Here is a 22678-nt window from a genome sequence, read left to right on the forward strand (position 1 = left end):
ACAGCGCGCTAGGCTTACTGTCTGTTTAGGGGGAGTCTGACAACAGCGCCGTAGAGTCTCGAAGCAGCTTCGACTCGTCCCGGGCTTCGCGGTAGCCTTGATAAAACCAACAAAAATGGAATCGCCAGGGTGATGAACCATCACGTAACCGCAGACAAGCCGCCAGCGCTTGAAGTCATTCTGAACGAGCCCCAGCAAAGCTTTCGTTGGTATGAGCATGACTATCCCTTCGACCTTGCTCGCTGGAACCATCATCCGGAATTCGAGATCCACCTGATCCGCGAAGGCAGCGGCCGGCTATTGGCCGGTGACTACATTGGCCTGTTCGAGGCCGGCCACGTCGCCCTGATCGGCCCCGGTCTGCCACACGACTGGATCAGCGATCTGGGCAAAGGGGAGGTGATTGCCGGCCGCGACGTCGTGTTGCAATTCGATGGTCAGATGCTGATGCAACTGCGCGACAAGATCCCTGAACTCAGCGAATTGCAAAACCTGTTTCGCCAAGCGGCCCAGGGCATCCAGTTTCACGGCATTACCCGCAAGAAAGCGGCCCGACTGCTGGAAGACATGGGCCAGTGCCAAGGATTGCAGCGATTGTGCCTGTTCCTGTCGTTGCTGCAGTTGCTGGCATCGGCCCCCGAAAGTGAAAGACAGACGCTTGCCAGCCTACAATATGCGCCGATGCTCGACGCATTGACGGCCCAGCGCATGAGCATTGTCTTCGACTACATCCTCAACGATCTCGCGGATGAGCTGCGGATGTCCGTCATCGCCCAGCGCCTGGACATGAATGAACCGGCTTTCTCCAAATTCTTCAAGCGCGCCACTGGCCATACCTTCGTCGACCTGACGCGCAAACTGAGAGTCCAGCGTGCCTGCCGTCTTCTGGCGCAAAGCAGTTTCAGCGTTGCCGATATCTGCTTTGAAGTGGGTTACGCCAACTTGTCGAATTTCAATCGGCATTTCCGGCATGAAATGCAAGAGACGCCTAGTCAGTATCGGCAGCGGTTGCAACGGGTGGTGGCGGTCAGTCATTGAAGGGCTGCGATCTTTTTGGGGCACAAAAGCCAACACCTATCTTGCGATAGGTAGCGTTTTCTGTGGCGCTGAAGTGTTAGGCTCGAAAGCGACCGGGTATTGGGGATCGCGCATCTCGAATTATTTTTCTCCAGTTCTTGACATGCCTTTCGAACCAGTCCAGAATTGCGTCCATTCCTGCTTAGGGAACACGAAAACCCCTTAGATTTCAAAGGGTTGGATACTAGATTAGAATCTTGTTTCCAGATATGAGTTTACACGTTTGATGTTGTGCTACTGACATCAGATGTTTGAGGCCGAATAGCAAAATGGTTATGCAGTGGATTGCAAATCCACCTACGCCGGTTCGATTCCGACTTCGGCCTCCACTTTAAACGAGCTCCGTAGATCCATGATCTACGGAGCTTTTTTATTTTCGCAACCTTGCAAGATTTAGTCTTGAAAAGGATCTTTGCGAACTTGCTTCACCGGGGCGGGATGTATATATTTCCACCTCTGTTGCACAAGCGTCAGAACTGCCAGATCGTTATTGGTCAGTCTTCAGACTGCTTTACCGCGCTACCGCCCGAATGGCGAAACTGGTAGACGCATGGGACTTAAAATCCCCCGCTCGTAAGGGCGTGCCGGTTCGATTCCGGCTTCGGGCACCATCTAAAATCAAGGGTTTGCGGGCGAAAGCTAATGCAAACCCTTGTTTGTTTCTGGTCCGCTATTTTGGAGTTGGTCCGCAATTCACTTGGTTGGCGAAGCTTTTTTGCCCTTGCGGTTGCGTATGATCTGGTGGACCAGTGGGCTGATTTGTTAGTCGTACTCATTTTCTTTGGTCATGGGGATTCCTCGCCCACCGACCGGCAGGCTTTATGATTTAATGGGAGTGATTCTTAAAAGGAGTGGTAGAAATTATGGAAAATGCATTTAGAAAGCCGCTGTTCGTAGTAGGGATGTCACTCTTTGTCTGCGGTTTGGGTGTTGAAAGCCCTGGACTCTGGATTCCGGGAGCCGCGTTTATGTTGATCGGATGGAGTCAGCGGAGTAAGTGAGCTCCACTGTAATGATCATGGCGTCACCCGTCGGCCCCAGATGCAAACAGGGCCATCCTCGGCGTCGTGGATTGAAAGGATGAACCAGCCCGATTCGTTCTGAAGCATCCCGCAGCGCTCCATCACTGCGTAGATGGCCTTGTCGCTCATTTCGTTTGTCCACTCGTTCATACAGCCTCCTTGGTTTCAGTTAGATCATGGGCATTTACAACCGTCATGCCGACGGCAGCGATTTTGTTTTCTGTGGGCATGGGGCGTCCTATGCCGGGTCATACCCGGGCGGTGCAAAGGTTGATTGAGGCGAGATCAACTACAGTTGATAGATCATTTAGAAGGAGGTGTGTATGAGCATCACCGTCTGCGTCGTATGTGGTGATAGCGCCGAGAAAGCTTATCCAGTAGGCAGTTTTGATGAGTTTAAATGTCCGAGCTGTGGCTACTACTCAGTCGATCGGCAGTTGATTGACGAGATGGAGGCGGCAGATCAGGTCTTTGACACTGAGCGTACGCAGCAATATTTGAGGATCCACTCTCGGCCGGGCCAAGTGCCTGCGATTACACGTGACGAGACTACAAAGCATCAATTAATTTTGGAGAGCACATGACAAAGGTGAGGGGTTGGTCAGGCTGCCACCTGCTGCTTTTCCTGGTGAAGCGCTCCCTGTACTGCTTCGACGACTCTCCGCAGATATGTAAACTTGTGGTTTTCCTCTTTGGCACGATCGCCAGCAGGGTAGTGCCACTCTTCGCCAAATAGCTCGGTCAGCAGGTCGCTGTGGTGCCAGCATTCTTTGGCCGATGCGATGTTGCGGGTGTTTCCCGGCAGCGATGGGCAGCAAGTAACCGATGCCGCCTTTTTGATTTGGCACCTGGGTGAGGCGACCATGCGATTGGCCATCTCTTGCGCGCCCGACGAGGGCCGGCGCCTGGTCGAGGCGTACAAGCGCATGTCGCTGGGTGAAATCATGGCACCGGCGACCATGAGTACCTTCAGCTCATAAAACAGCTACTTCTCCGTCCATTTCCCGCCACCGGTTTCGCAATCGATCTTGGCCTGCGGCAGGTTCTCGACGCTGTAGTAATACGTGATGACCTGGGCATTGTCGGGAATGTTCAGTGGTTTGCTGTTCTTGTCTTTGCTGATGGCTTGAGGGTTGGCCAGCGCCTCTGCAGTCAGTGTGCCCAGGCAGGTGGCCCGATAGTGATCGCCGCACTGCGCGACTTTTTTCTTGGTGCTGGTCAGCATTTCCTTGCTCTCATTGCTGCAGGACCAGTCAATAGAGTCCACAGGCATGCCTTCGTATTCATAGCAGGAGTGTGTTTCGATCACGGGAACTGAAGGGCTTTGGGACCGGGTTTTGACGTCGCCCCCTTGCGCCATCACCCACGTGGGACACAGGCAGACGATCAGAATCAGAAGAAGTCTGTTCATCGGTATTTCCTCCACCTATAGCGCCCCGTGTGGGGATCAAGGAGTCAGCTACACGAATGGCTGGCCGGTAAAACCACGCGGCAGTCTTTGCAAACCGGGCATTTCGATCAGCCGCTGAGTCCAGGCCGCGCGCCAGTCATTGGCGGTGTGGCTGGCTTTGGCCTTGCGTGCGGCCCGACGTGCAGCGTTGCGTTCGGCTTTGCGTGCTTCTTTGAACGCATCGGTATTGCGGCAGCTTCTGCATTTGACGCGGGTCAGTATGCTGCTTGAAGTCAGGTTGCTGCCTTTGTGTCCACAGGCCAGGTGCCCGCCGATTTTGAAGTGAGTGACCATGGGGTATCTCCTTCGTGATGTGTAATCGTTCGACAGGCGGGCGAGGGCGTTCGTTCGTTATATAGCAGGCAAAAAAAGGCCCGCATGCGGGCGGGCCAGGGGATTTCTTGAAAGGAGTGGGTGCACTGTAAAGGGGGAATTGTGAAGACGGTGTGAAATGGCAAAGGGCACAACAAAAAAAGCCCGGCAAACCTGGCCGGGTGGGTGTGTAGCGCAGACAGGAATAAGCCTGGTGACGATAATGTCACCGATCAGGCGTCCTGACTCGGGCTCTGTCCCTGGTTTGAGTACCTTGGTCGACTCATCTGAAACGAGGCAGCGGCGGCTCGACAGGTTTGAGTGAAGACAGCGCGCTGCGAATCTGCGGCGTGTCTTTCTCGATGTCATTCAGACGATCGCGAATCCTGAGGGCTGTCGGATGCCCCCCTTGATTATCGACCCAATCGGCGATTTCCTTGCACGCTGCGGCAAGGCGCGCCTGACGGGAGTCAAGCAGGGTGAGCAGGGTGGTGATGGACTCTTTCTCGGACATGACATACACCTCCGTTCAAAGAAATCGGGTAAAGGGCAACAAAAAGCCCGCGGGGAGCGAGCTTTCTGCCGATGGGTCGCTGATCCTTCAGCTCCTTTGAGTATAGACCCGGAAATAAAACAGGTCAGCTTCAGGCCTGCCGGGACTTTGGCGAGCTGACCGCGTTAAGCCGCCGACACTCGCGGGCGGCATCTTCTTCAAGATCGAAGCCGTCACCGATGAAGCCGCGAGTGCGGGTATCGGCGATGCGATACCAGACGGCAGCGTCGGGTGGTGGGTGATCGGGTTCTCCAGCCCGGCGACCATGAACAATGATCTTGTTGCAGCGTTTCACAACGAAAATGTCTTCCATGGCGTCACCGAAGCTATTCGTATTCAGATCAAGCATAGAAGCCCTTTGCAATCACGCAAAAAAAGGGCAGGTCAGTTCGTCGGTTTAGTTCGCCTCGAAGAGGTCTTACGGTGTTTCCGCCGTCTCGATAAGTTTATCCAGAAGCACTGCCAGCGCGACTTCTTCGGCCCTGAGCCTTTTACGCCCCCTCGATCGCGGCAGTTCGGATAATGCGCCCTGCATAAAACCATCGACCACCGCCGGGTGGATGTAGCACTTGCGGCAAACCGCCGGGGTATTGCCCAGTTGCCGGGCGACGCTCTTGACCATTTCCACCACATGCCGCTTCGCGTCGGCTTCCGATTCCCACTGCAACTTGCGCAGCACCGCCAACGCCAGCGCACTGCCGGCCCAGGTGCGGTAGTCCTTGGCGGTGAAATCGGCACCGGTCAGCGTCTGCAAGTAGGCGTTGACGTCGGAGGAACTGATGGTGTGCCGCTCGCCGTTTTCGTCCAGATACTGAAAGAGGTTTTGCCCGGGGATTTCCAGGCAACGCTTGATGATCCGCGCCAGCCGCCTGTCTTTTACGGTGATCTGGTGCTCGATGCCGCTCTTGCCACGAAACTGGAACAGGATCGCGCTGCCGTTGACCTCGACATGACGGTTGCGCAGGGTCGTCAGGCCATAGGAGCGATTGTCCCGGGCGTATTGCGTATTGCCGACCCGGATCAGCGTCGCATCGAGCAACGTAATCACCGTGGCCATGACTTTGTCGCGGCTGAAGCCGGGCGCGGCCAGCAGCGCTTCCAGCTGTTTACGCAGTTTCGGCAGGGCCAGGCCGAAGTCCCGCAAGCGCGAGTATTTGTCGGCATCGCGCACTTCCCGCCAGCGCGGGTGATAACGGTATTGCTTGCGGCCGCGAGCGTCGCGGCCGGTGGCTTGCAGATGACCGCGCGGGTCGGGGCAAATCCACACATCGGTGTAGGCGGGCGGCACCGCAAGTGCATTGATGCGTTTGACTTCATCCGGATCGGTAATGCGCTGACCCGCCGGGTCGAAGTAGCAAAACTTGCCACGCAGGATCTTGCGGCTGATGCCGGGCTGGCTGTCATCGACGTAATGCAGGTCGGACGGCAGAACATCAGGCAACGCGGTATCTGGCATGACGGGCAATCCTGGGCGACGAATCATGGGGCGTTAAGCCATTGACCGCGCACTGTTGCCGGGGTGCCTAAAGAGTGCCGACAGATTTTATGCCAGCACCGCCACCGCTTTGATTTGCGCCCAGAGTTGCTGTCCGGGGTGCACGCCCAATTGATCCCGCGAATAGCGGGTAATCCGCGCCAACAGCGGTGTACCGGCCGCGTTCAGGCGGATCAGTACGTGAGCGGCGTTATCGGCGCCGATTTCACTGATCACCGTGACCGGCAGACGATTGAGAATGCTGCTGTGCTCGACACCTTGCAGGCTCAGGCTGACATCCCGCGCCTGGACCTTGCAGCGCAGTGCCTGGCCTTCAGCCATCGGCGAATGGGCGACCCGAATGCTTAGCTCCGTGTTGGGCAGTTGCAAGGTCAACAACTGGTAGTCGGCGTCATAGGCGCTGACGTGCCCTTCGATCACCACGCCAGCGTCGTCGCCCAGCGCCAGCGGCAGATCGAGCCGGGCCAGGGTTTCGCCGATGGGGGCGCTGGCCAAAGCCTTGCCGTTGCTGAGCAGGACAAGGTGGTCGGCGAGCCGCGCGACTTCATCCTGGGAATGGCTGACGTACAGTACGGGGATGTCCAGTTCATCGTGCAGCCGTTGCAGGTAAGGCAGTATTTCGTTTTTACGCTGGGTATCGAGCGCCGCCAGCGGTTCGTCCATCAACAAGAGTTTCGGGCTGGTAAGCAGGGCGCGAGCGATGCCGATCCGCTGGCGTTCGCCGCCAGAAAGGTTCTGCGGATCACGGCCCAGCAAATGACCAATCCCCAGCAACTCGGTGGCATGGGTCATGTCGACCCGGCGCTGTTGGCGAGGGATGCGCCGGAGGCCGAACTCAAGATTGGCCCGCACCGACAGATGTGGAAAAAGGCTGGCTTCCTGGAAGACGTAACCCAAGGCGCGTTTATGTGGCGGGACGAAAATCCCTTTGTCACTGTCCTGCCAGACTTCATCGTTGACCTGAATAAAACCCTGCTCGGCCTGTTCCAGACCGGCGATGCAGCGCAGGCAGGTGGTTTTGCCCGAGCCGGAATGGCCGTACAGCGCCGTCACTCCGCGGCCGGGCAGTTGCAGGTCCACATCCAGGGAGAATCCCGAATAATTCAGTTTCAAGCGCGTATGAATCATCGATCAGCTCCAGACCGCTTTGGTTTTACGGCTGGAGTAGAGCGCCAGCAATACTGCAAAAGAAAACACCAACATCGCCCCGGCCAGCCAATGAGCCTGGGCGTATTCCATGGCTTCGACGTGATCGTAGATCTGCACCGAAACCACGCGGGTCTTGTCGGGAATGTTGCCGCCGATCATCAGCACCACACCAAACTCGCCGACGGTGTGGGCAAAACCGAGAATGGCCGCGGTGATGAAACCGGGGCGGGCCAGCGGCACAATCACGCTGAAGAACGTGTCCCAGGGATTGGCGCGCAAGGTGGCAGCCACTTCCAGTGGGCGAGTGCCGATGGCAGAAAAAGCATTTTGCAGTGGCTGGACCACGAACGGCATCGAGTACAGCACCGAGCCGATCACCAGCCCCGCAAAACTGAAGGTCAGGGTGCCAAGGCCCAGCGATTGGGTGAACTGACCGATCCAGCCGTTCGGGCCGAGCGCCAGCAACAAATAAAAGCCGATCACTGTGGGCGGTAGCACCAGGGGCAGGGCGACGATCGCCCCGACCGGGCCGCGCAGCCAGGAGCGGGTGCGCGACAGCCATAACGCAATCGGAGTGCCGATGACCAATAGGATCACGGTCGTCAGGGACGCCAGTTTGAGGGTCAGCCAGATGGCGGAATAATCGGCACTCGATAGCGTCATTTAGAGTTGGTAACCGTAGGATTTGATGACAGCGGCGGCTTTCGGACCTTTTAGGTAGTCAACCAGTGCCTTGGCGGCCGGGTTGTCCTTGCCCTTATTGAGGATCACCGCGTCTTGTTTGATCGGGTCATGCAGGTCGGTCGGAACGATCCAGGCCGAACCGTTGGTGACTTTGCCGTCTTTGTAGATCTGCGACAAGGCCACAAAACCGAGTTCGGCATTGCCGGTGGAGACGAATTGGTAGGCCTGGGTGATGTTCTGGCCTTCGACGATCTTGTCTTTGACCTTGTCGGTCAGGCCTTGCTTGGCCAGTACTTGAGTGGCGGCCAGGCCATACGGGGCAGCTTTCGGGTTGGCGATGGACAGATGCTGATACTGATTGTCGCTCAGCACCTTGCCCTTGGTGTCGACGTAACTGGCCTTGGCCGACCACAGCGCCAGAGTGCCGACGGCATAGGTGAAGCGTGAGCCTTTGACCGTGTCGCCTTCTGCCTCGAGTTTTTGCGGGGTGGTGTCGTCTGCCGAGAGGAGCACTTCGAACGGCGCGCCGTTCTTGATCTGGGTGTAGAACTGGCCGGTTGCACCAAAGGACGTGACCAATTTGTGCCCGGTGTCTTTCTCGAAATCGGCCGCGATGGCCTGAATCGGCGCAGTGAAGTTGGCGGCAACGGCGACCTGGACTTCATCCGCCTGGGCGGATCCGAAAGCGAACACGGTGAACAGGCACGCGGGGGCAAAACGTGAGGCACGAATGGTCATGAAACGGCTCCGTGGTAGGCGAGTTAAACGCTATATAGCGGAATATATAGCGGATTGCCTGTAAACGGAACTTGCCGAATGCAGAGAGCAGGCTGGCACCGGATTTGTGGTAAGGAGGGCTACTTGTGGCTAGAGGGGCTTCCTGTGGCGAGGGAGCCCCCTAGCCACAGGTTTTTGTTGGTCGCTGTTTAGCGATGAGTCAGTTTGGCCAACGCCTCATCCGCCAACCGCCGGGTCAACTCTGCCGAACTCATTTCAACGCCCAGCGTAAACGCCTGCCCCGCCCAAAGGTTGCTGAAATCCGCTTCCCCTTTGGCCCGCAACGGCATCAACGCACCGCCCGCCAAGGGAAAGGCCGGCGCTTTGTCACACATCGGCCCCAGTTCACGCATCACCCGATTAAGAATCCCGCGTGCCGGGCGCCCGGTGAAAATGTTGGTGACCGCCGTCTCGCTTTCCTTGGCCGTGCGCAACGCCTTCTGGTGAGACGCGCTGACCTTGGCCTCGGGCGTGAACAAATAAGCCGTACCCACCTGGACCGCCGAAGCGCCCAGCAGAAAAGCCGCCGCGACGCCCCGCGCATCTCCAATCCCGCCCGCTGCAATCACGGGCACGTTCACCGCATCGACGATCTGTGGCACCAGGGCAAAGGTCCCCACCTGGCTACTCAGGTCATCACTGAGGAACATCCCCCGGTGGCCGCCAGCTTCGTAACCCATGGCGATGATCGCGTCGCAACCATGCTGTTCCAGCCAGACGGCTTCTTCGACCGTAGTCGCCGAGGAAAGGATTTTCGCTCCGGTGGCTTTTACCCGATCCAACAGGGACTTTTCCGGCAGGCCGAAGTGAAAACTCACCACTTCAGGACGAAACTCTTCGAGCACTTCGCAGGCCGCATTATCGAACGGTGCACGATTGGACACCGGCGTCGGTGCGTCGAAATCGACACCCAATTCCCGATAGTACGGTTCCAGCAGGTTCTTCCAGTCCCGGGCACGTTGCTCATCGGGCGGTGGAGGTTGATGGCAGAAAAAATTGACGTTGAACGGGCGCTGGGTGTGTTGGCGAATCGTTTTCAGCTCCTCGCGCAACTGCTCGATGCTCAGCATCGCGGCGGGCATCGAGCCCAGGCCGCCAGCGTTGCTTGCCGCAATCACCATGGCCGACGTCGTCGCGCCAGCCAGAGGGGCCTGAATGATCGGCAGTTCGATCCCGAGCAGGTCAAGAATGCGGGTGTCTGGCCATTGACTCATGTGCAGTGTTCTCCGACATCGGTAGAGGCGAATTTGTATCAGTAATGACTGACGCAAGGCCAGTCGAGTTTGAGGATTGACTTAAAGTCGGCTACGGCGATGTGTTTTCATGTGTTATTCAACAGCACGACAACTGAGCGATTCCATCGGGAGGCAGTGATGTTCAAAGGCATTTTGATCGACAAGGACGACAGCAGTTACCGGGCCACCCTGCAAGAGATCAATGACGATCAATTGCCTGAAGGCGATGTGACCGTGCGTGTGGCGTACAGCACGCTGAACTTCAAGGATGGCCTGGCGATCACCGGCAGCAGCCCGGTGGTGCGCAAATTCCCGATGGTGCCGGGGATCGATCTGGCGGGCACTGTCGAAGTCAGCGGTCATCCGGACTACAAGGCCGGTGATCAAGTCCTGCTCAATGGCTGGGGCGCGGGCGAAGGACATTGGGGCGGATTGGCGCAGAAAGCTCGCCTGAATGGCGACTGGCTGATCCCGTTGCCCAAAGCATTCACCGCCGCGCAAGCGATGGCCATTGGCACGGCCGGTTACACGGCGATGCTGAGCATCCTGGCGCTGGAGCACAACGGCGTGAACCCCGACCAAGGCGAAGTGCTGGTGACGGGCGCCAACGGTGGCGTAGGCAGTTTCGCCATCACACTGCTGAGCAAACTCGGGTACCGCGTGGTGGCATCCACCGGTCGCACCGCCGAGCACGAATACCTCAAGCAACTGGGCGCCAGCGAAATCATCGACCGTGCCACGTTGTCGGAGCCGGGCAAACCGCTGACCAAGGAACGTTGGGCGGCGGTGATCGATTCGGTCGGCAGCCACACGCTGGCCAACGCTTGCGCAAGCACTCGGGCCAACGGCACCGTCGCCGCCTGCGGTCTGGCCCAAGGCATGGACTTTCCGGCCTCCGTCGCGCCGTTCATTTTGCGCGGTGTGACCCTGGCCGGCATCAACAGCGTGACCCAGCCCAAAGCCAAGCGGATAGTGGCCTGGAATCGCCTGGCCAAGGATCTGGACTTCGCCTTGCTGCCGCTGATCAGTCACGAAATCGGCTTGAGTGAAACCATCGATGCGGCGCGGCGTTTGCTCGCCGGCCAGTTGCGCGGCCGGGTAGTGGTCGACGTCAATCGTTGATCGTCTCGGCACACATCAGATAGAGAAGGAAGTATCAGTAATGGATGTAAAGCTGCGTGAAGTGCTGCCCTTTAGCGTCTCGGGTTTGCAGGTGCGAACCCTCAATGCCGCAGAACAGCAGCCCGATACCGCGCGTATCGGCCCTATGTGGGAACAATTTTTCGTTGAGGACGTTTTCGACAAGATCGCCGACAAACAGCCGGATTCCTTTATGTACGGCGTCTATTCCAACTACGAGTCCGACGCTTCTGGCCACTTCGATGTGACCGCGGGTGCAGCGGTCACCGCGCCCTCGGAGGACTTTGCGCAGATTCAAATTGAAGGTGGTGATTACCTGGTGTTCAGCGCCAAAGGGCCGATGCCCGACAGCGTCATTCAGACGTGGGGCCTGATCTGGGCTTACTTCGAGGATAACCCGCAGGTTCGCCGCAAGTTCGCCACGGATTTCGAGGTCTACACCGGCCCGGAGACCGTGGCGGTCTATATCGGCATTCAGGATTCAGCCGCGCTCTCGCGTTCAAGCAACTGACGCTTGCGCTCCACGCCCCAGCGATAGCCCGACAGGTTGCCATCGCTGCGCACCACTCGATGGCAAGGGATCGCCACCGCCAGGCTGTTCGCGCCACAGGCCTGGGCCACGGCGCGCACGGCTTTCGGTGCGCCGATGCGCTGAGCGATATCGGCATAACTGGCGGTGCTGCCGGCGGGAATCTCCCGTAGGGCTTGCCACACCCGCTCCTGAAACGCCGTGCCGCGTACGTCCAGCGGCAGGTCCAGGCCGAGGGCCGGGGCTTCGATAAAACCCACCACTTTGGCAATCAACTGCTCGAACTCATGATCGGCGCCAATCAGATTGGCGCGCCTAAACTTGTCCTGCAGATCACAGACCAATTGATGCGGGTCGTCCCCCAACAGAATCGCGCAGACGCCGCGCTCACTTTGCGCCACCAGAATCGCTCCCAGAGAACACTGGCCGACGGCAAAACGAATGTCGTTGTTCTGCCCGGCCGCCCGGTAATCGCCGGGCTTCATGCCCAGCAGTTGATCCGCTGCTTCATAGAAACGGCTGTTGGAGTTGAATCCTGCGTCATACAGCGCATCGGTGACCGTGCCTCCATCCGCCAGGCGTTCGCGAACTTTGCGTGAACGATGGGCGGTGGCGTAGCCCTTGGGCGTCAGACCGGTAATGGCCTTGAACACGCGATGGAAGTGGAAACTGCTCAGACCGGCAGCGTCCGCCAGTTCATTCAGCGCGGGCAAGGTCTCGGCGGATTCGATGTGACGGCATGCGGCGGCTACGGTCGTGGCGTGTTGTGCGGCGATGTCGCTTTGATCTTTCGCCGCTCGTTTGCTGGGGCGATAACCCGCCGCCTGAGCTTGTTCGGCGGTGTCGAAGAACTCGACATTCTGCGGCTTCGGCAAACGCGCCAGGCTGCTGGGGCGGCAGTAGATACCGGTGGTTTTCACCGCATACACAAACTGCCCGTCGGCGCGGGGATCGCGCGCGACCACGGCGGCCCAGCGAGGATCGTTTTCGGTGGCGATATTTTTCGAATGAGTTGTCATGGCTTCATGTCCGTTGACCCGTTTCATGCAGATTAACCAGCCGCCATAGACACCACACTCCGGGTCTTGCGGTCGAATTCAACGGTTTCATTCCGCGGTACGAAAGGTGAAGTTGATCCGCTGTTCGCCCAACTGAGGGTGATAACCCTCCTTGATCGGCAATACGCCGTGATAACGCAAACGATCGACGCCGCCCCAGACCACGATGTCGCCGTGCAACAGCGGCACGCGTTGGCTTTTGGCGCTGCGTTCGAAGCCACCGAACAGGAACGTCGCGGGCAATCCCAAGGACACCGACACGATAGGGGCTGCGTAGGAACCTTCATTCTTGTCCTGATGCAATGACATCCTGGCACCGGGAATATAGCGGTTGATCAGGCAGGAATCGGGTACGAAATCCGTAAACCCTGCCTCTCGCGCCGCCGCCTGCGCCAGCTCGAAAAACACCTCGGGCATTTCAGGCCAGGGCAGGCCGGTCTGCGGATCGTTGCGAGTGTACTTGTAGCCGCTGCGGTCGGTGGTCCAGCCCCAGGTGCCGCAACTGCTCAAGGCCACCGACATGGTAAAGCCGCCGGGTGTGACCATTTGCCGAAAGGGCGCCGCTGCCAGAACCGCCTCCAATGCCGGCAGTAACCGGTCAAGCCAGGGCAGGGCGAAGCCTCTAAGCACGCAGGATTGTTCGCCGATTTGCTCGCGCCGGGGTTGCTGCTCGGGTTCGACATCGGCAAACAAATCGAGGGTAATCGGGCTCATGGGGTCATAGCGCATCGTGAAAGATGATTCCAAGGGTATGCCGTTTTCCACTGTGCAGGCGACTCACCCCGTGACGCAGGGTCACTCGGTAATAGCCGCGAACGCCTTTTACCGGGCGCTGATTCACGGCAAAAATCAACGCATCGCCTTTCTTCAGACCGATGACTTGCGGGCGCGACTGCATCCGTGGGCGTTGTTCGGTCAGCACAAATTCACCGCCGGTGAAATCTTCCCCCGGTGCTGACAGAAGAATCGCCACTTGCAGCGGGAAAACGTGTTCGCCGTACAGATCCTGATGCAAACAGTTGTAGTCCTGCGGGCCATATTGCAGCAACAAAGGCGTGGGGCGCTCCTGACCGGCGGCATGACAGCGTTGCAAAAATGCTTCGTGCGATTCGGGGAAACGGGTCGGCAGGTCCATGCATTCGTACCAGCGATTGGCGATTGGAACCAGTCGAGGGTAGAGCGCGCTACGCAACCGGGCCACCGGATCCGGCAGCGGGTACTTGAAGTACTTGTACTCACCACGGCCAAAACCGTGGCGAGCCATCACCACTTTCGAGCGAAAGGGTTCGGGCCGGTCGTACAGGGCGCTTATTTCATCGCAGGTCTCAGGGCTTAAAAACGACCGGATTAGCGCGCAGCCATCCTGATCGAGTTGCTGCTCCAGTACGGTCCAGTCGAGGGCATCGTTTTGAATCGGGTCGGTAAACAAGGGTTCTGACTCCTTGACCAAAAGGTCGAGGCGGCCAGTTTAGTGAGCGTTGCGGGAGCAAGCACTCCGGCGCTTGCGGTCGAATTCGACAGGGGAGCAGACGTCCATGTTGTCGCTCCAGGTCGAATTACAGCGCTTTACTCACGCTGATCTCGCTGATGACATCCTCAGTCTGGCCATGAATAACGTCCAGAGCAGCCTTGGCTTCTTCTTCGGTGCCGTTTTCAAGCTGGGCGAATTCGAAGCGGCGCTCGCCGTTGAGTTTGTATTTGATGACGTACTTGGTCGTCTGGGCCACGGTCATACCTGCCTGTTTTGGTGTGGGCTCAGCTCAGTTTCGAGCTGGAGCGGCGGATGATCTTGATCGAGTGTGTCAGGGTCGGTTTGCGGGTCACGCTGATCGGCCGGCGATTGACCGTGTCGATGGTGATGTTCCAGAAACCGGTGCTCGGCGCGGTGATCCGGGCCGGGAAAGTGTCGAATGCGCCGCCGTGGTAGGTATGACGGCCGCCATTCTTGAAGCTGCGGAAGTTGGCGTCGTTCATCAAGCGGATGTTGCACATTTGGGAGCACTGGATGACGACGATGTCGTCTTCGTTGAGGTGCTCGCGCTGGTGGATAAATTTCATGGGGCGCCTCCAGAAGGGCTTTTTCTACAAAATCAAAACGATAGCATGGGCGATTGGCGCAGTTTATCAGCCCGAACAGGTTATTATCCGGCTGTCGAGGTCCGCTTTGACAATTAAAAACAGTTATTCGGAATTCTATGAGCGATAAAAGCAATGAGCCTCGGAGAAAAACAGTATTTGTGCTGTCGGAGGGTCTTTATCGGAGGTTATGTATGAAGTGGGGTGTTCTGGTCGTGCCGTTGGCGTTGGCAGTGGGTGGATGTGCGAGTGTCTCGGACATCAATGAGACACTGCCCACCATGAGTGTGATTTCAGGCAAGAAGCCCCATGAGTACGCGCAGTGCCTGGTCCAAAAGCTGGCCGATAGCCGTGGAGCCCTGCAAGTCGAGCCGCAGAAGGAGGGCGTGCGGGTTATCGTGCCGCAGAAGTTCTCGTCGGGGCCGGCAGCGGTGTTTGACATCGAAGACCGTTCCGGCGGCAGCAGCATCAAGCTGCATGAACGCATCTCCAATGTGCCTTTGCGCCCATGGGATGTGCGCAATGCCGCCACCGCGTGCATATCAGGCTGATAAACTACCCCCAGTCAGCATCGATGCCGTCAAAGTCGCGCTTTGACGGCATTGTCATTTCTGGAGTTGAGCATGAAGCGAGAGCAGGTGCGGGAGCGCCATGCAGAGGGTCATATCTCTGCCACCCACGTGATTCAGAACCCGGCGAATTCGGGGGAGTGGATCGTGTTTTTCAAGAAAAGCGCCGGGCGCAGTTTTTTTCTGGTGGATGACAACGATGAAGTCGAGTCCTTCAGTCGCCTCGACGATTTAATCGAGACCGTGCGCGGGCTCGGGATCAAATTCGCCGAAATTCATATGTAGGGCAAACGCAGAGCCTGTGGGAGCGTGGCTTGCCCGCGAAGAATGCACCGCGTTTTTTCAGGTATTTCGCGTCATCGTTCATCGCGGGCAAGCCACGCTCCCACAGGATTTGTGTGGCCCAGGTTGGAAGCACTACTTGCAGACCACCACCACGCTGCGGTTTTTGTAGTTGCCGACGTCGACGCCCAGGGTCTTGTCGCTTTCCTGGGGCGAAGGTGTGCCGTCGGTACCGACAATCCGATAACCGGTGCCGGCACAAGAGGCATCGGCTTTTTCGTAGCAGGTGGCCCAAGCGTTGGCTTCCCCGGAGCAGTCGATGCTCAGGCCTTGCTCGCCATTTTTCAGGTAAGTCGTTTCGGACGTGGCGCAGCCGCTCAAGGCCAGGACTGCAATCAGTGGCAATAATTTATTCATGTCGTGAGGGTCGTCTGTGATGGTGGCTAAATGCTGTGACCGCGGCCGCATCGAAAGGTTGTAGCGAATGGCCACTTCGTTGCAGATAATCACAAAAAAGCCCTGCACAAAGGCAGGGCTGTGTCATTTCAGGTTCAGCTCAAGGCTTGTCCTTGCCACGCCGCTTGGGGGCTGCGGGTTGATCTTGCAACACAGATGCCACTTCAATCGCCAGCGCTTCTGTCGGGAACGGCCCGGCAATATTCTCGCCGCCGGCGCTGTCTACCCACCACTGGCCGTCTTTTGCCTGATTGATCAGGTACCCGTTAACGCTTTTTGCTGCCGACATCTATCTGCCTCGTTGGCTGGTTCAATCGCGCAATGATAGCGCCAAATGCCCTCAACAGGTGCCGATGGTGTAGGGTGGGGCGGATTGTCTTTCGGATGATGGCCGCGCAGATCTGCCGATCTCTGCTATCTATAAGGGGTTGTGCAATGTATCTGCGGAACTATCCATCAGAATATTTCTCTATGATGGCATCGGTTAGCCAGCGCTGGGCATTGTAAGGTGCCTGCCGCCTGATTAGACTGCGCCGAAACTCGAACACACAGCCCTTTCAAGGACTTATATGATCAAGAAATGCTTGTTCCCAGCAGCCGGTTACGGTACTCGCTTCCTGCCAGCGACTAAAGCCATGCCCAAAGAAATGCTGCCGGTGGTAAACAAGCCACTGATCCAGTACGGCGTCGAAGAAGCACTGGACGCCGGGTTGACCGAAATCTCCATCGTCACCGGTCGCGGCAAGCGTGCTCTGGAAGACCACTTCGATATCAGCTACGAGCTGGAAAACCAGATCAAGGGCACCGACAAGGAAAAATACCTGGTCGGTATCCGTAAACTGCTCGACGAGTGCTCGTTCTCCTACACTCGTCAGACCGAAATGAAAGGCTTGGGCCACGCGATTCTGACGGGCCGTCCGCTGATCGGCGACGAACCTTTCGCCGTGGTACTGGCGGATGACTTGTGCGTCAACCTCGAAGGCGATGGCGTACTGACCCAGATGGTCAAGCTGTACAAGCAGTTCCGCTGCTCGATCGTGGCCATTCAGGAAGTCGATCCACAAGAAACCAACAAGTACGGCGTGATTGCCGGTGAGATGATCCGCGACGACATCTACCGCGTTCACAGCATGGTCGAGAAGCCAAAGCCTGAAGACGCACCGTCGAACCTGGCGATCATCGGCCGTTACATCCTGACTCCGGACATCTTCGACCTGATCGAACAAACCGAGCCAGGCAAGGGCGGCGAAATCCAGATCACCGACGCCCTGATGAAGCAGGCACAAAACGGCTGCGTCATGGCCTACAAGTTCAAAGGCAAGCGTTTCGACTGCGGTGGCGCCGAAGGCTACATCGACGCGACCAACTTCTGCTTCGAGAACTTCTATAAGACTGGTAAGGCTTACTGATAGCGGTCTGAGCTGCTTGACACAAACAAAAACCCCGACTCGTTCGGGGTTTTTTTTGTCTATTCAAAGGCAATTTGTTTCCGCCAAGAAATATATTTCCTGTTGCCCAATTGATTAGGCGTTGTCATTAATGAAATCGACTGGACCCCGGCAAGGGAGTGCCCAAGGTTTGGTCCGCGGCAGCATTGCTGAATGCCCCGTGAATTTTTTGGCGGTGACAGGGAGTTTGGCTATTGACGTTAATAAATGAGGCGATTCATAGCGGAGCAAGATCAAAACGTTGGTTAGGCCTAAGCGTGCTGATGCTGCCTGTATTGCTGGTGACAGTTGACAATACAGTGCTTGGATTCGCGCTACCAAAAATTGCGGAGGCCCTGCGTCCGAGCGCTAGCCAGCAGTTGTGGATGATCGATGCTTATTCGCTGGTATTGGCGGGATTGCTGGTGTCGATGGGTAGTCTGGGAGATCGAATCGGTCATCGTAAGTTGTTGTTGGTCGGGTCTTTGGGTTTTGCCATTGTGTCGGTGCTAACCGCGTATTCCGATACCGCCACGCAACTGATTGCCGGGCGAGCTTGTATGGGCGTTTTCGGGGCGATGCTAATGCCCTCAACGTTGGCGTTGATACGTTCGGTGTTCGAGGATCGAGAAGAACGCAGGCTAGCAGTCGCGATCTGGGCAACGACGTTGACGGTCGGCTCGGCACTCGGTCCTTTGGTGGGCGGGGTGTTGCTGGAATTCTTCAGTTGGGGGTCGATTTTTCTGTTGGCGGTGCCCGTGTTGGTGCCCCTGCTGGTATTGGGGCCATTGTTGTTGCCCGAATCCGAGCGAGATGCTTCAGGACCCTTGGATCCGATAAGCATCCTGCAATCGATGGCAGCCCTTGGTGCCATTGTCTATGGCATTAAACACAGCGCCAGTAATGGTATCGACTGGATGGCGCTTACAACATTTACAGTAGGCGCAGTTGCGGGCTGGATGTTCGTGCGTCGACAGTTACGTCTGCCAGTGCCGCTGATGGACCTGAGTCTGTTCCGCAGTGGCACCTTTAGCGGCTCTGTCGCGATCAATTTGATGAGTCTCGCGTTTCTCGTCGGCTTCGTATTCTTTACCACTCAGTTCCTGCAGATCGTTCTTCAGATGTCGCCCTTGAGTGCTAGCCTCGCGTTGGTCCCTGGTCAGATCATGGCGATCGTAGTGGGGATGGCGGTCGTGCCTGTCGCACAGCGATTACCGGTGCATGTGCTGATACCGATTTTGATGGCGTTTGCTGGAGCGGCGTTTTTGCTGGTCGCCAGCATGGGCAGTAGCCTGATCGTTCTAGTGGTGGCTTTTGCCTTGCTGAACATTGGCGTGGGTGCGATCGCAACGGTGTCCAATGATGTGATTTTGTCAGCCGCACCACCGGCAAAGGCGGGCGCTGCGTCAGCCATTAGCGAAACGGCCTATGAGGTGGGTGTGGTTTTGGGGACGACTGTGTTCGGCGGTGTCGTCACCGCCTACTATCGCGGTGCATTGCAGCTTCCGGGGTTTCTGAGCGAAGTGCAGATGATGCTGGCGAGTGAGACGCTGTCTGGCGCCCATCATGTGGCGGCAGACTTGTCGGGTGACCAGGCAAGGGAATTGATGACGCAGGCGGGAAGGGCATTCGAAGGTGGGATCGGTTTGGTTTCGTGGGTGACGTTCGGCCTGGCACTCATGGCGATTTTGATTGCTTGGCGCACTCTGCGGACACCGAAAGCGCAATCTGCAGAGGGGCATTGATCGAAAGCGAAGGTTGGGCCGCGCATCGCACGGCCCGAGGATTTCAGCGCAATGCTTGCTCAACGGCCGCCCGCAGGTATGCTGGTGGCCTGCCGAGGAGACAGAAATGGCCTACGATTTTGACCTATATGTGATTGGTGCCGGTTCCGGCGGTGTTCGGGCTGCGCGGTTTGCGGCCGGTTTTGGCGCGAAAGTCGCGGTGGCCGAGAGCCGCTATCTGGGTGGTACGTGTGTGAACGTCGGCTGCGTGCCGAAAAAATTGCTGGTCTACGGCGCGCACTTCGCCGAAGACTTCGAGCAGTCGCAAGGTTTCGGCTGGACTCCGGGTGAGGCGAAGTTCGACTGGGCGACGCTGATCGCCAACAAGGATCGCGAGATCAATCGCCTGAACGGCATCTATCGCAACCTGCTGGTCAACAGCGGCGTGACCTTGCATGAAGGTCACGCGAAAATCGTCGATCCGCATACCGTCGAGTTCGATGGCAAACGCTACACCGCCAAAAACATCCTGATCGCTACCGGTGGCTGGCCGCAGATCCCGGAGATTCCGGGGCAGGAGCACGCGATCAGTTCCAACCAGGCGTTCTTCCTTAAAGAGCTGCCCAAGCGTGTTCTGGTGGTCGGTGGTGGTTACATTGCGGTGGAGTTTGCCGGGATTTTCCACGGGCTCGGGGCCGAGACCACGTTGCTGTATCGCGGTGATCTGTTCCTGCGTGGTTTCGACGGTGCGGTGCGCAAACATCTGCAGGAAGAGCTGACCAAGCGCGGCATGAACCTGCAATTCAATGCCGACATCGAGCGTATCGACAAGCAAGCCGATGGCAGCCTGAAAGCAACCCTCAAGGATGGGCGCGAGCTGGAGGCGGACTGCGTGTTCTACGCCACCGGTCGGCGTCCGATGCTCGACAATCTGGGGCTGGAAAACACCGGCGTCAAACTCGACAAGAAAGGCTTTGTCGAGGTCGATGAGCAGTATCAAACCGCAGAGCCATCGATCCTGGCCCTTGGCGACGTGATCGGTCGGGTACAGCTCACGCCGGTCGCGCTGGCCGAAGGCATGGCCGTGGCGCGGCGTTTGTTCAAGCCCGAGCAGTATCGCCCGGTGGATTACAAGATGATCCCGACCGCCGTGTTCAGTTTGCCGAACATTGGCACTGTCGGCCTGACCGAAGAAGAGGCGCGAGAGGCCGGGCACGATGTGGTGATCTTCGAAAGCCGTTTCCGGCCGATGAAGCTGACCCTGACCGAGTGCCAGGAACGCACCTTGATGAAGCTGGTGGTGGACGCCAAGACCGACAAGGTCTTGGGCTGCCACATGGTCGGCCCGGATGCCGGTGAGATTGTTCAGGGGTTGGCGATTGCGCTGAAGGCGGGCGCGACCAAGCGTGATTTCGACGAAACCATCGGCGTGCATCCTACGGCCGCCGAAGAGTTCGTCACCATGCGTACACCGGTCGCGGGTTAATCGTCCTTACGCGAGGCTGATGGGGCTGGCGCTGTCGCAACGACAGCGCCCAGGCGCGCGCTTTCATCCAGGCTTGCCTGCAACTTGATCAGTTCAACTTCCAACGCTTTGTTGATGTGCGACTGTTCGTCGATGTTCTGCTTGAGTGACTGGCTTTCCAGCATGGCAATGCGCAAGCGTTCCTGGAGGAGGGTGCGCTCGCTGTCGATGCGGTTGACCTGTTCCAGCAGTTGATCCTGTCGGCTGTTGGTGTGCTTGAGTTGCTCTTGCGACAGGCTCAGTTCCCGCAGCGTTCCGCGGTTTTCCGTCAGTAAACGCTCGTTGTCGCGATGCAGTTGGGTGATTTCATCTTGGCGAACCAGTGCGCTTTGCTGCGCCTGACGCAACTCCATCTGAATCTGCTGCACCTGGCCTTCGTGGCGGCGCTGCTCCTGCTCGCGTTGGTCTTTGACGGCGTTGCGGTAGTGTTCCAGTGCCTCGCGAGCGTGCAGGTGCTTTTCTTCCAGCGAGCGGATCTGCTCGTCCTTGTCCTGCAAGCGTAATTCGAAATCTGCCAACGCCTGATTCAGTCCGGCGTTGCGGGTTTGCTCTGTTTGCAGCATGGAGCGAGTGTCATGCAACTCTGCAGATTCCTGGGTCAGCGCCAGGCTTTGAATTTCGTATTGCTGGTGCAATTCGGTATTGGCCTCGCGGGCCTCGTGCAGTTGGGTTTCCAGCTCTTTTCGTTGTTGCTCGAACTGTGCGCGTGCCTGGTCGATAGGCTCTTGCGCCTGTTCTTTCAGGCGTTGCGCCAGCCGCGCCACTAGGGCTGAAAGCTCATCATCGATCGGTTCGCAAGGTGCTTGCGCAGGTTCGGCGCCGTCATCGAGTTCCTTCAGATAGCGATGGATTGTGGTTTTTGAGCCGGTATTGCCCATCTCGATCCGCACCGCGTCGATACTCGGGTGTTCGCCCCGGGCGAGGATTGCTGAGCGTGCCGCCTGCACCAGTGCCTTGTTTACGCCGCCACGTGCCATGTGTTCTCCTACGATTTGATACTGTGGTACGTACCACTAATATACGCAATGTACCATGATACGGATAAAGTTAGAATCATGTGATTTATCATACGGGATATACTGGTATTACCCCGTGTGATGCGCTGTAATCCGGGTTTCACCCGCCACAGCGGTACGTTTTCGAGAACCGAGCCCATGACCGAGCTGGATCGCTACCTGCAAGCCGCCACACGCGACAACACCCGTCGCAGCTATCGCGCGGCCATCGAGCATTTCGAAGTCAGTTGGGGCGGGTTCCTGCCGGCGACCGGCGATAGCGTGGCGCGCTATCTCGTGGCCCACGCAGGCGTACTGTCGATTAACACCTTGAAGTTGCGTTTGTCCGCGTTGGCGCAGTGGCACAACAGTCAGGGGTTCGCTGATCCCACCAAGGCGCCCGTAGTGCGCAAAGTGTTCAAGGGCATTCGCGCGCTGCACCCGGCGCAGGAGAAACAGGCCGAGCCGTTGCAGCTTCAGCATCTGGAGCAAGTGGTGGCCTGGCTGGAGCAGGAGGCGCAAACCGCCAAGGCGCAGGGCGATCAGCCGGGATTGCTGCGGGCCAGGCGCGACACGGCGTTGATCCTGCTGGGCTTCTGGCGTGGTTTCCGCAGCGATGAGTTGTGCCGGGTACAGATTGAACATGTGCGGGCCAGCGCCGGCTCAGGCATCACCCTCTACTTGCCTCGCAGCAAGAGCGATCGCGAAAACCTCGGCCAGACGTACCAGACGCCAGCCTTGCAGCGCCTGTGTCCGGTGCAGGCCTATATCGAATGGATCACTGAAGCGGCGTTGGTCCGCGGGCCGGTGTTCCGGGGTATCGATCGCTGGGGCCATTTGAGCGAGGAGGGCTTGCACGCCAATAGTGTGATCCCGTTGTTGCGCCAGGCCTTGGAGCGCGCCGGCATTCCGGCCGAGCACTACACCAGTCACTCCTTGCGGCGTGGCTTTGCGACCTGGGCTCATCAGAGCGGTTGGGATTTGAAGTCGTTGATGAATTACGTGGGCTGGAAGGATATGAAGTCCGCCATGCGCTATGTTGAAGCCAGCCCGTTTCTCGGTATGACCCGAATCGCTGAAAAGCCGTTGGCGCCGTAGATCACGTTTTCTTCTATTAATACTGTCGGTTAATAGCGAAAACCA

The 22678-nt window shown here is 57.8% G+C and carries 28 protein-coding genes, 2 tRNA genes and 1 pseudogene; 13 read left to right on the top strand and 18 right to left on the bottom strand.

What is annotated here, in order from left to right; all coding sequences use genetic code 11:
• Positions 1-132 precede the first annotated feature (132 nt).
• The 3 genes from PSH88_RS14015 (at position 133) to PSH88_RS14025 (ending at position 1688) form a co-directional block, all read left to right on the top strand.
• On the top strand, positions 133-1038 hold the full coding sequence (locus tag PSH88_RS14015; RefSeq protein ID WP_305426846.1) for an AraC family transcriptional regulator: 906 nt from the start codon (positions 133-135) through the stop codon (positions 1036-1038).
• A gap of 294 nt (positions 1039-1332) precedes the next feature.
• Positions 1333-1406: transfer RNA gene (locus PSH88_RS14020), tRNA-Cys, on the top strand.
• A gap of 195 nt (positions 1407-1601) precedes the next feature.
• Positions 1602-1688: transfer RNA gene (locus PSH88_RS14025), tRNA-Leu, on the top strand.
• Positions 1689-2093: 405 nt separating this feature from the next.
• On the opposite strand, the gene PSH88_RS14030 is transcribed toward PSH88_RS14025, so the two are convergent.
• Positions 2094-2249 carry a hypothetical protein gene (locus PSH88_RS14030; RefSeq protein WP_305426847.1) on the bottom strand — a complete coding sequence of 52 codons (156 nt, stop codon included), beginning with the start codon at positions 2247-2249 and terminating at the stop codon, positions 2094-2096.
• Between the two features lie 173 nt (positions 2250-2422).
• Here PSH88_RS14030 and PSH88_RS14035 point away from each other — a divergent pair, with 173 nt between their 5' ends.
• Together PSH88_RS14035 and PSH88_RS14040 are read left to right on the top strand one after the other, a co-directional pair.
• Positions 2423-2683, top strand: coding sequence for a hypothetical protein (locus tag PSH88_RS14035; RefSeq protein ID WP_305426848.1), 261 nt, complete (start codon positions 2423-2425; stop codon positions 2681-2683).
• 186 nt (positions 2684-2869) lie between these two features.
• Positions 2870-3079, top strand: a pseudogene (locus PSH88_RS14040) (TetR/AcrR family transcriptional regulator); the annotation flags it as partial.
• Positions 3080-3084: 5 nt separating this feature from the next.
• On the opposite strand, the gene PSH88_RS14045 reads toward PSH88_RS14040, so the two are convergent.
• From PSH88_RS14045 to PSH88_RS14085, 9 genes are all read right to left on the bottom strand, one after another.
• Positions 3085-3510, bottom strand: a complete 426-nt coding sequence (locus tag PSH88_RS14045) for a hypothetical protein (protein ID WP_305426849.1) — start codon at positions 3508-3510, stop codon at positions 3085-3087.
• Between the two features lie 48 nt (positions 3511-3558).
• A complete protein-coding gene (locus PSH88_RS14050) occupies positions 3559-3843 on the bottom strand; it encodes a hypothetical protein (protein ID WP_305426850.1) in 285 nt (94 codons plus the stop codon).
• A gap of 301 nt (positions 3844-4144) precedes the next feature.
• Entirely contained in the window at positions 4145-4375 is a 231-nt protein-coding gene (locus tag PSH88_RS14055; protein WP_008012835.1) for a hypothetical protein, read from the bottom strand.
• Positions 4376-4505: 130 nt separating this feature from the next.
• A complete protein-coding gene (locus PSH88_RS14060) occupies positions 4506-4763 on the bottom strand; it encodes a hypothetical protein (RefSeq protein WP_305426851.1) in 258 nt (85 codons plus the stop codon).
• Positions 4764-4832: 69 nt separating this feature from the next.
• Positions 4833-5870 carry a DNA topoisomerase IB gene (locus PSH88_RS14065; RefSeq protein WP_305426852.1) on the bottom strand — a complete coding sequence of 346 codons (1038 nt, stop codon included), beginning with the start codon at positions 5868-5870 and terminating at the stop codon, positions 4833-4835.
• 87 nt (positions 5871-5957) lie between these two features.
• On the bottom strand, positions 5958-7037 hold the full coding sequence (gene modC, locus PSH88_RS14070) for a molybdenum ABC transporter ATP-binding protein (protein ID WP_305426853.1): 1080 nt from the start codon (positions 7035-7037) through the stop codon (positions 5958-5960).
• Positions 7038-7040: 3 nt separating this feature from the next.
• A complete protein-coding gene (gene modB / locus PSH88_RS14075; RefSeq protein ID WP_305426854.1) occupies positions 7041-7721 on the bottom strand; it encodes a molybdate ABC transporter permease subunit in 681 nt (226 codons plus the stop codon).
• Positions 7722-8480 (bottom strand): molybdate ABC transporter substrate-binding protein, encoded by a 759-nt coding sequence (modA, locus tag PSH88_RS14080; RefSeq protein WP_305426855.1) that lies wholly within the window; start codon positions 8478-8480, stop codon positions 7722-7724.
• Positions 8481-8668: 188 nt separating this feature from the next.
• Positions 8669-9733: an NAD(P)H-dependent flavin oxidoreductase gene (locus PSH88_RS14085; RefSeq protein WP_305426856.1), complete on the bottom strand. Its 1065-nt coding sequence runs from the start codon at positions 9731-9733 to the stop codon at positions 8669-8671.
• 159 nt (positions 9734-9892) lie between these two features.
• On the opposite strand from PSH88_RS14085, the gene acuI reads away from it, so the two are divergent.
• Both acuI and PSH88_RS14095 read left to right on the top strand, forming a co-directional pair.
• Entirely contained in the window at positions 9893-10876 is a 984-nt protein-coding gene (gene acuI / locus PSH88_RS14090; protein ID WP_305426857.1) for an acrylyl-CoA reductase (NADPH), read from the top strand.
• 40 nt (positions 10877-10916) lie between these two features.
• Entirely contained in the window at positions 10917-11405 is a 489-nt protein-coding gene (locus PSH88_RS14095; protein WP_305426858.1) for a GyrI-like domain-containing protein, read from the top strand.
• Here PSH88_RS14095 and ada read toward each other — a convergent pair.
• The 5 genes from ada to PSH88_RS14120 form a co-directional block, all read right to left on the bottom strand.
• Complete coding sequence (gene ada, locus PSH88_RS14100) at positions 11369-12442, bottom strand: bifunctional DNA-binding transcriptional regulator/O6-methylguanine-DNA methyltransferase Ada (protein WP_305426859.1); 1074 nt, start codon at positions 12440-12442, stop codon at positions 11369-11371. The two genes, PSH88_RS14095 and ada, sit on opposite strands and share 37 nt — an antisense overlap.
• Positions 12443-12529: 87 nt before the next feature.
• On the bottom strand, positions 12530-13210 hold the full coding sequence (gene alkB / locus PSH88_RS14105; protein ID WP_305426860.1) for a DNA oxidative demethylase AlkB: 681 nt from the start codon (positions 13208-13210) through the stop codon (positions 12530-12532).
• Positions 13200-13910, bottom strand: coding sequence for a 2OG-Fe(II) oxygenase (locus tag PSH88_RS14110; RefSeq protein WP_305426861.1), 711 nt, complete (start codon positions 13908-13910; stop codon positions 13200-13202). The genes alkB and PSH88_RS14110 overlap by 11 nt, the downstream gene beginning before the upstream one ends.
• A 127-nt stretch (positions 13911-14037) precedes the next feature.
• Entirely contained in the window at positions 14038-14208 is a 171-nt protein-coding gene (locus tag PSH88_RS14115; protein WP_162232616.1) for a hypothetical protein, read from the bottom strand.
• A 28-nt stretch (positions 14209-14236) separates the two neighbouring features.
• The gene (locus PSH88_RS14120) at positions 14237-14539 is read right to left on the bottom strand and encodes a DUF1883 domain-containing protein (protein WP_007900033.1); all 303 of its coding nucleotides are present in this window, start codon (positions 14537-14539) and stop codon (positions 14237-14239) included.
• A gap of 212 nt (positions 14540-14751) precedes the next feature.
• Here PSH88_RS14120 and PSH88_RS14125 point away from each other — a divergent pair, with 212 nt between their 5' ends.
• Both PSH88_RS14125 and PSH88_RS14130 read left to right on the top strand, forming a co-directional pair.
• Positions 14752-15108, top strand: a complete 357-nt coding sequence (locus PSH88_RS14125; RefSeq protein ID WP_305426862.1) for a hypothetical protein — start codon at positions 14752-14754, stop codon at positions 15106-15108.
• Between the two features lie 72 nt (positions 15109-15180).
• Positions 15181-15411: a hypothetical protein gene (locus PSH88_RS14130; RefSeq protein WP_305426863.1), complete on the top strand. Its 231-nt coding sequence runs from the start codon at positions 15181-15183 to the stop codon at positions 15409-15411.
• 132 nt (positions 15412-15543) lie between these two features.
• Here the strand turns inward: PSH88_RS14130 and PSH88_RS14135 are convergent, their stop codons facing one another.
• Positions 15544-15825 carry a hypothetical protein gene (locus tag PSH88_RS14135; RefSeq protein WP_305426864.1) on the bottom strand — a complete coding sequence of 94 codons (282 nt, stop codon included), beginning with the start codon at positions 15823-15825 and terminating at the stop codon, positions 15544-15546.
• A gap of 139 nt (positions 15826-15964) precedes the next feature.
• Positions 15965-16153 (bottom strand): hypothetical protein, encoded by a 189-nt coding sequence (locus PSH88_RS14140; RefSeq protein WP_305426865.1) that lies wholly within the window; start codon positions 16151-16153, stop codon positions 15965-15967.
• Between the two features lie 280 nt (positions 16154-16433).
• Between PSH88_RS14140 and galU the strand changes: the two genes are divergently transcribed.
• The 3 genes from galU to gorA all read left to right on the top strand — a co-directional run bounded on the left by galU (position 16434) and on the right by gorA (position 20501).
• Positions 16434-17273 (top strand): UTP--glucose-1-phosphate uridylyltransferase GalU, encoded by an 840-nt coding sequence (gene galU, locus PSH88_RS14145; RefSeq protein ID WP_003182953.1) that lies wholly within the window; start codon positions 16434-16436, stop codon positions 17271-17273.
• Between the two features lie 302 nt (positions 17274-17575).
• On the top strand, positions 17576-19036 hold the full coding sequence (locus PSH88_RS14150; protein WP_305426866.1) for an MFS transporter: 1461 nt from the start codon (positions 17576-17578) through the stop codon (positions 19034-19036).
• Between the two features lie 106 nt (positions 19037-19142).
• Entirely contained in the window at positions 19143-20501 is a 1359-nt protein-coding gene (gorA, locus tag PSH88_RS14155) for a glutathione-disulfide reductase (RefSeq protein ID WP_305426867.1), read from the top strand.
• On the opposite strand, the gene PSH88_RS14160 is transcribed toward gorA, so the two are convergent.
• Positions 20498-21517 carry a DNA-binding protein gene (locus PSH88_RS14160; RefSeq protein ID WP_305426868.1) on the bottom strand — a complete coding sequence of 340 codons (1020 nt, stop codon included), beginning with the start codon at positions 21515-21517 and terminating at the stop codon, positions 20498-20500. The two genes, gorA and PSH88_RS14160, sit on opposite strands and share 4 nt — an antisense overlap.
• Before the next feature lie 177 nt (positions 21518-21694).
• On the opposite strand from PSH88_RS14160, the gene PSH88_RS14165 reads away from it, so the two are divergent.
• Complete coding sequence (locus PSH88_RS14165) at positions 21695-22633, top strand: site-specific integrase (RefSeq protein WP_305426869.1); 939 nt, start codon at positions 21695-21697, stop codon at positions 22631-22633.
• Positions 22634-22678 lie beyond the last annotated feature (45 nt).

The sequence above is a fragment of the Pseudomonas wuhanensis genome, from assembly GCF_030687395.1.
GTDB lineage: Bacteria > Pseudomonadota > Gammaproteobacteria > Pseudomonadales > Pseudomonadaceae > Aquipseudomonas > Aquipseudomonas wuhanensis.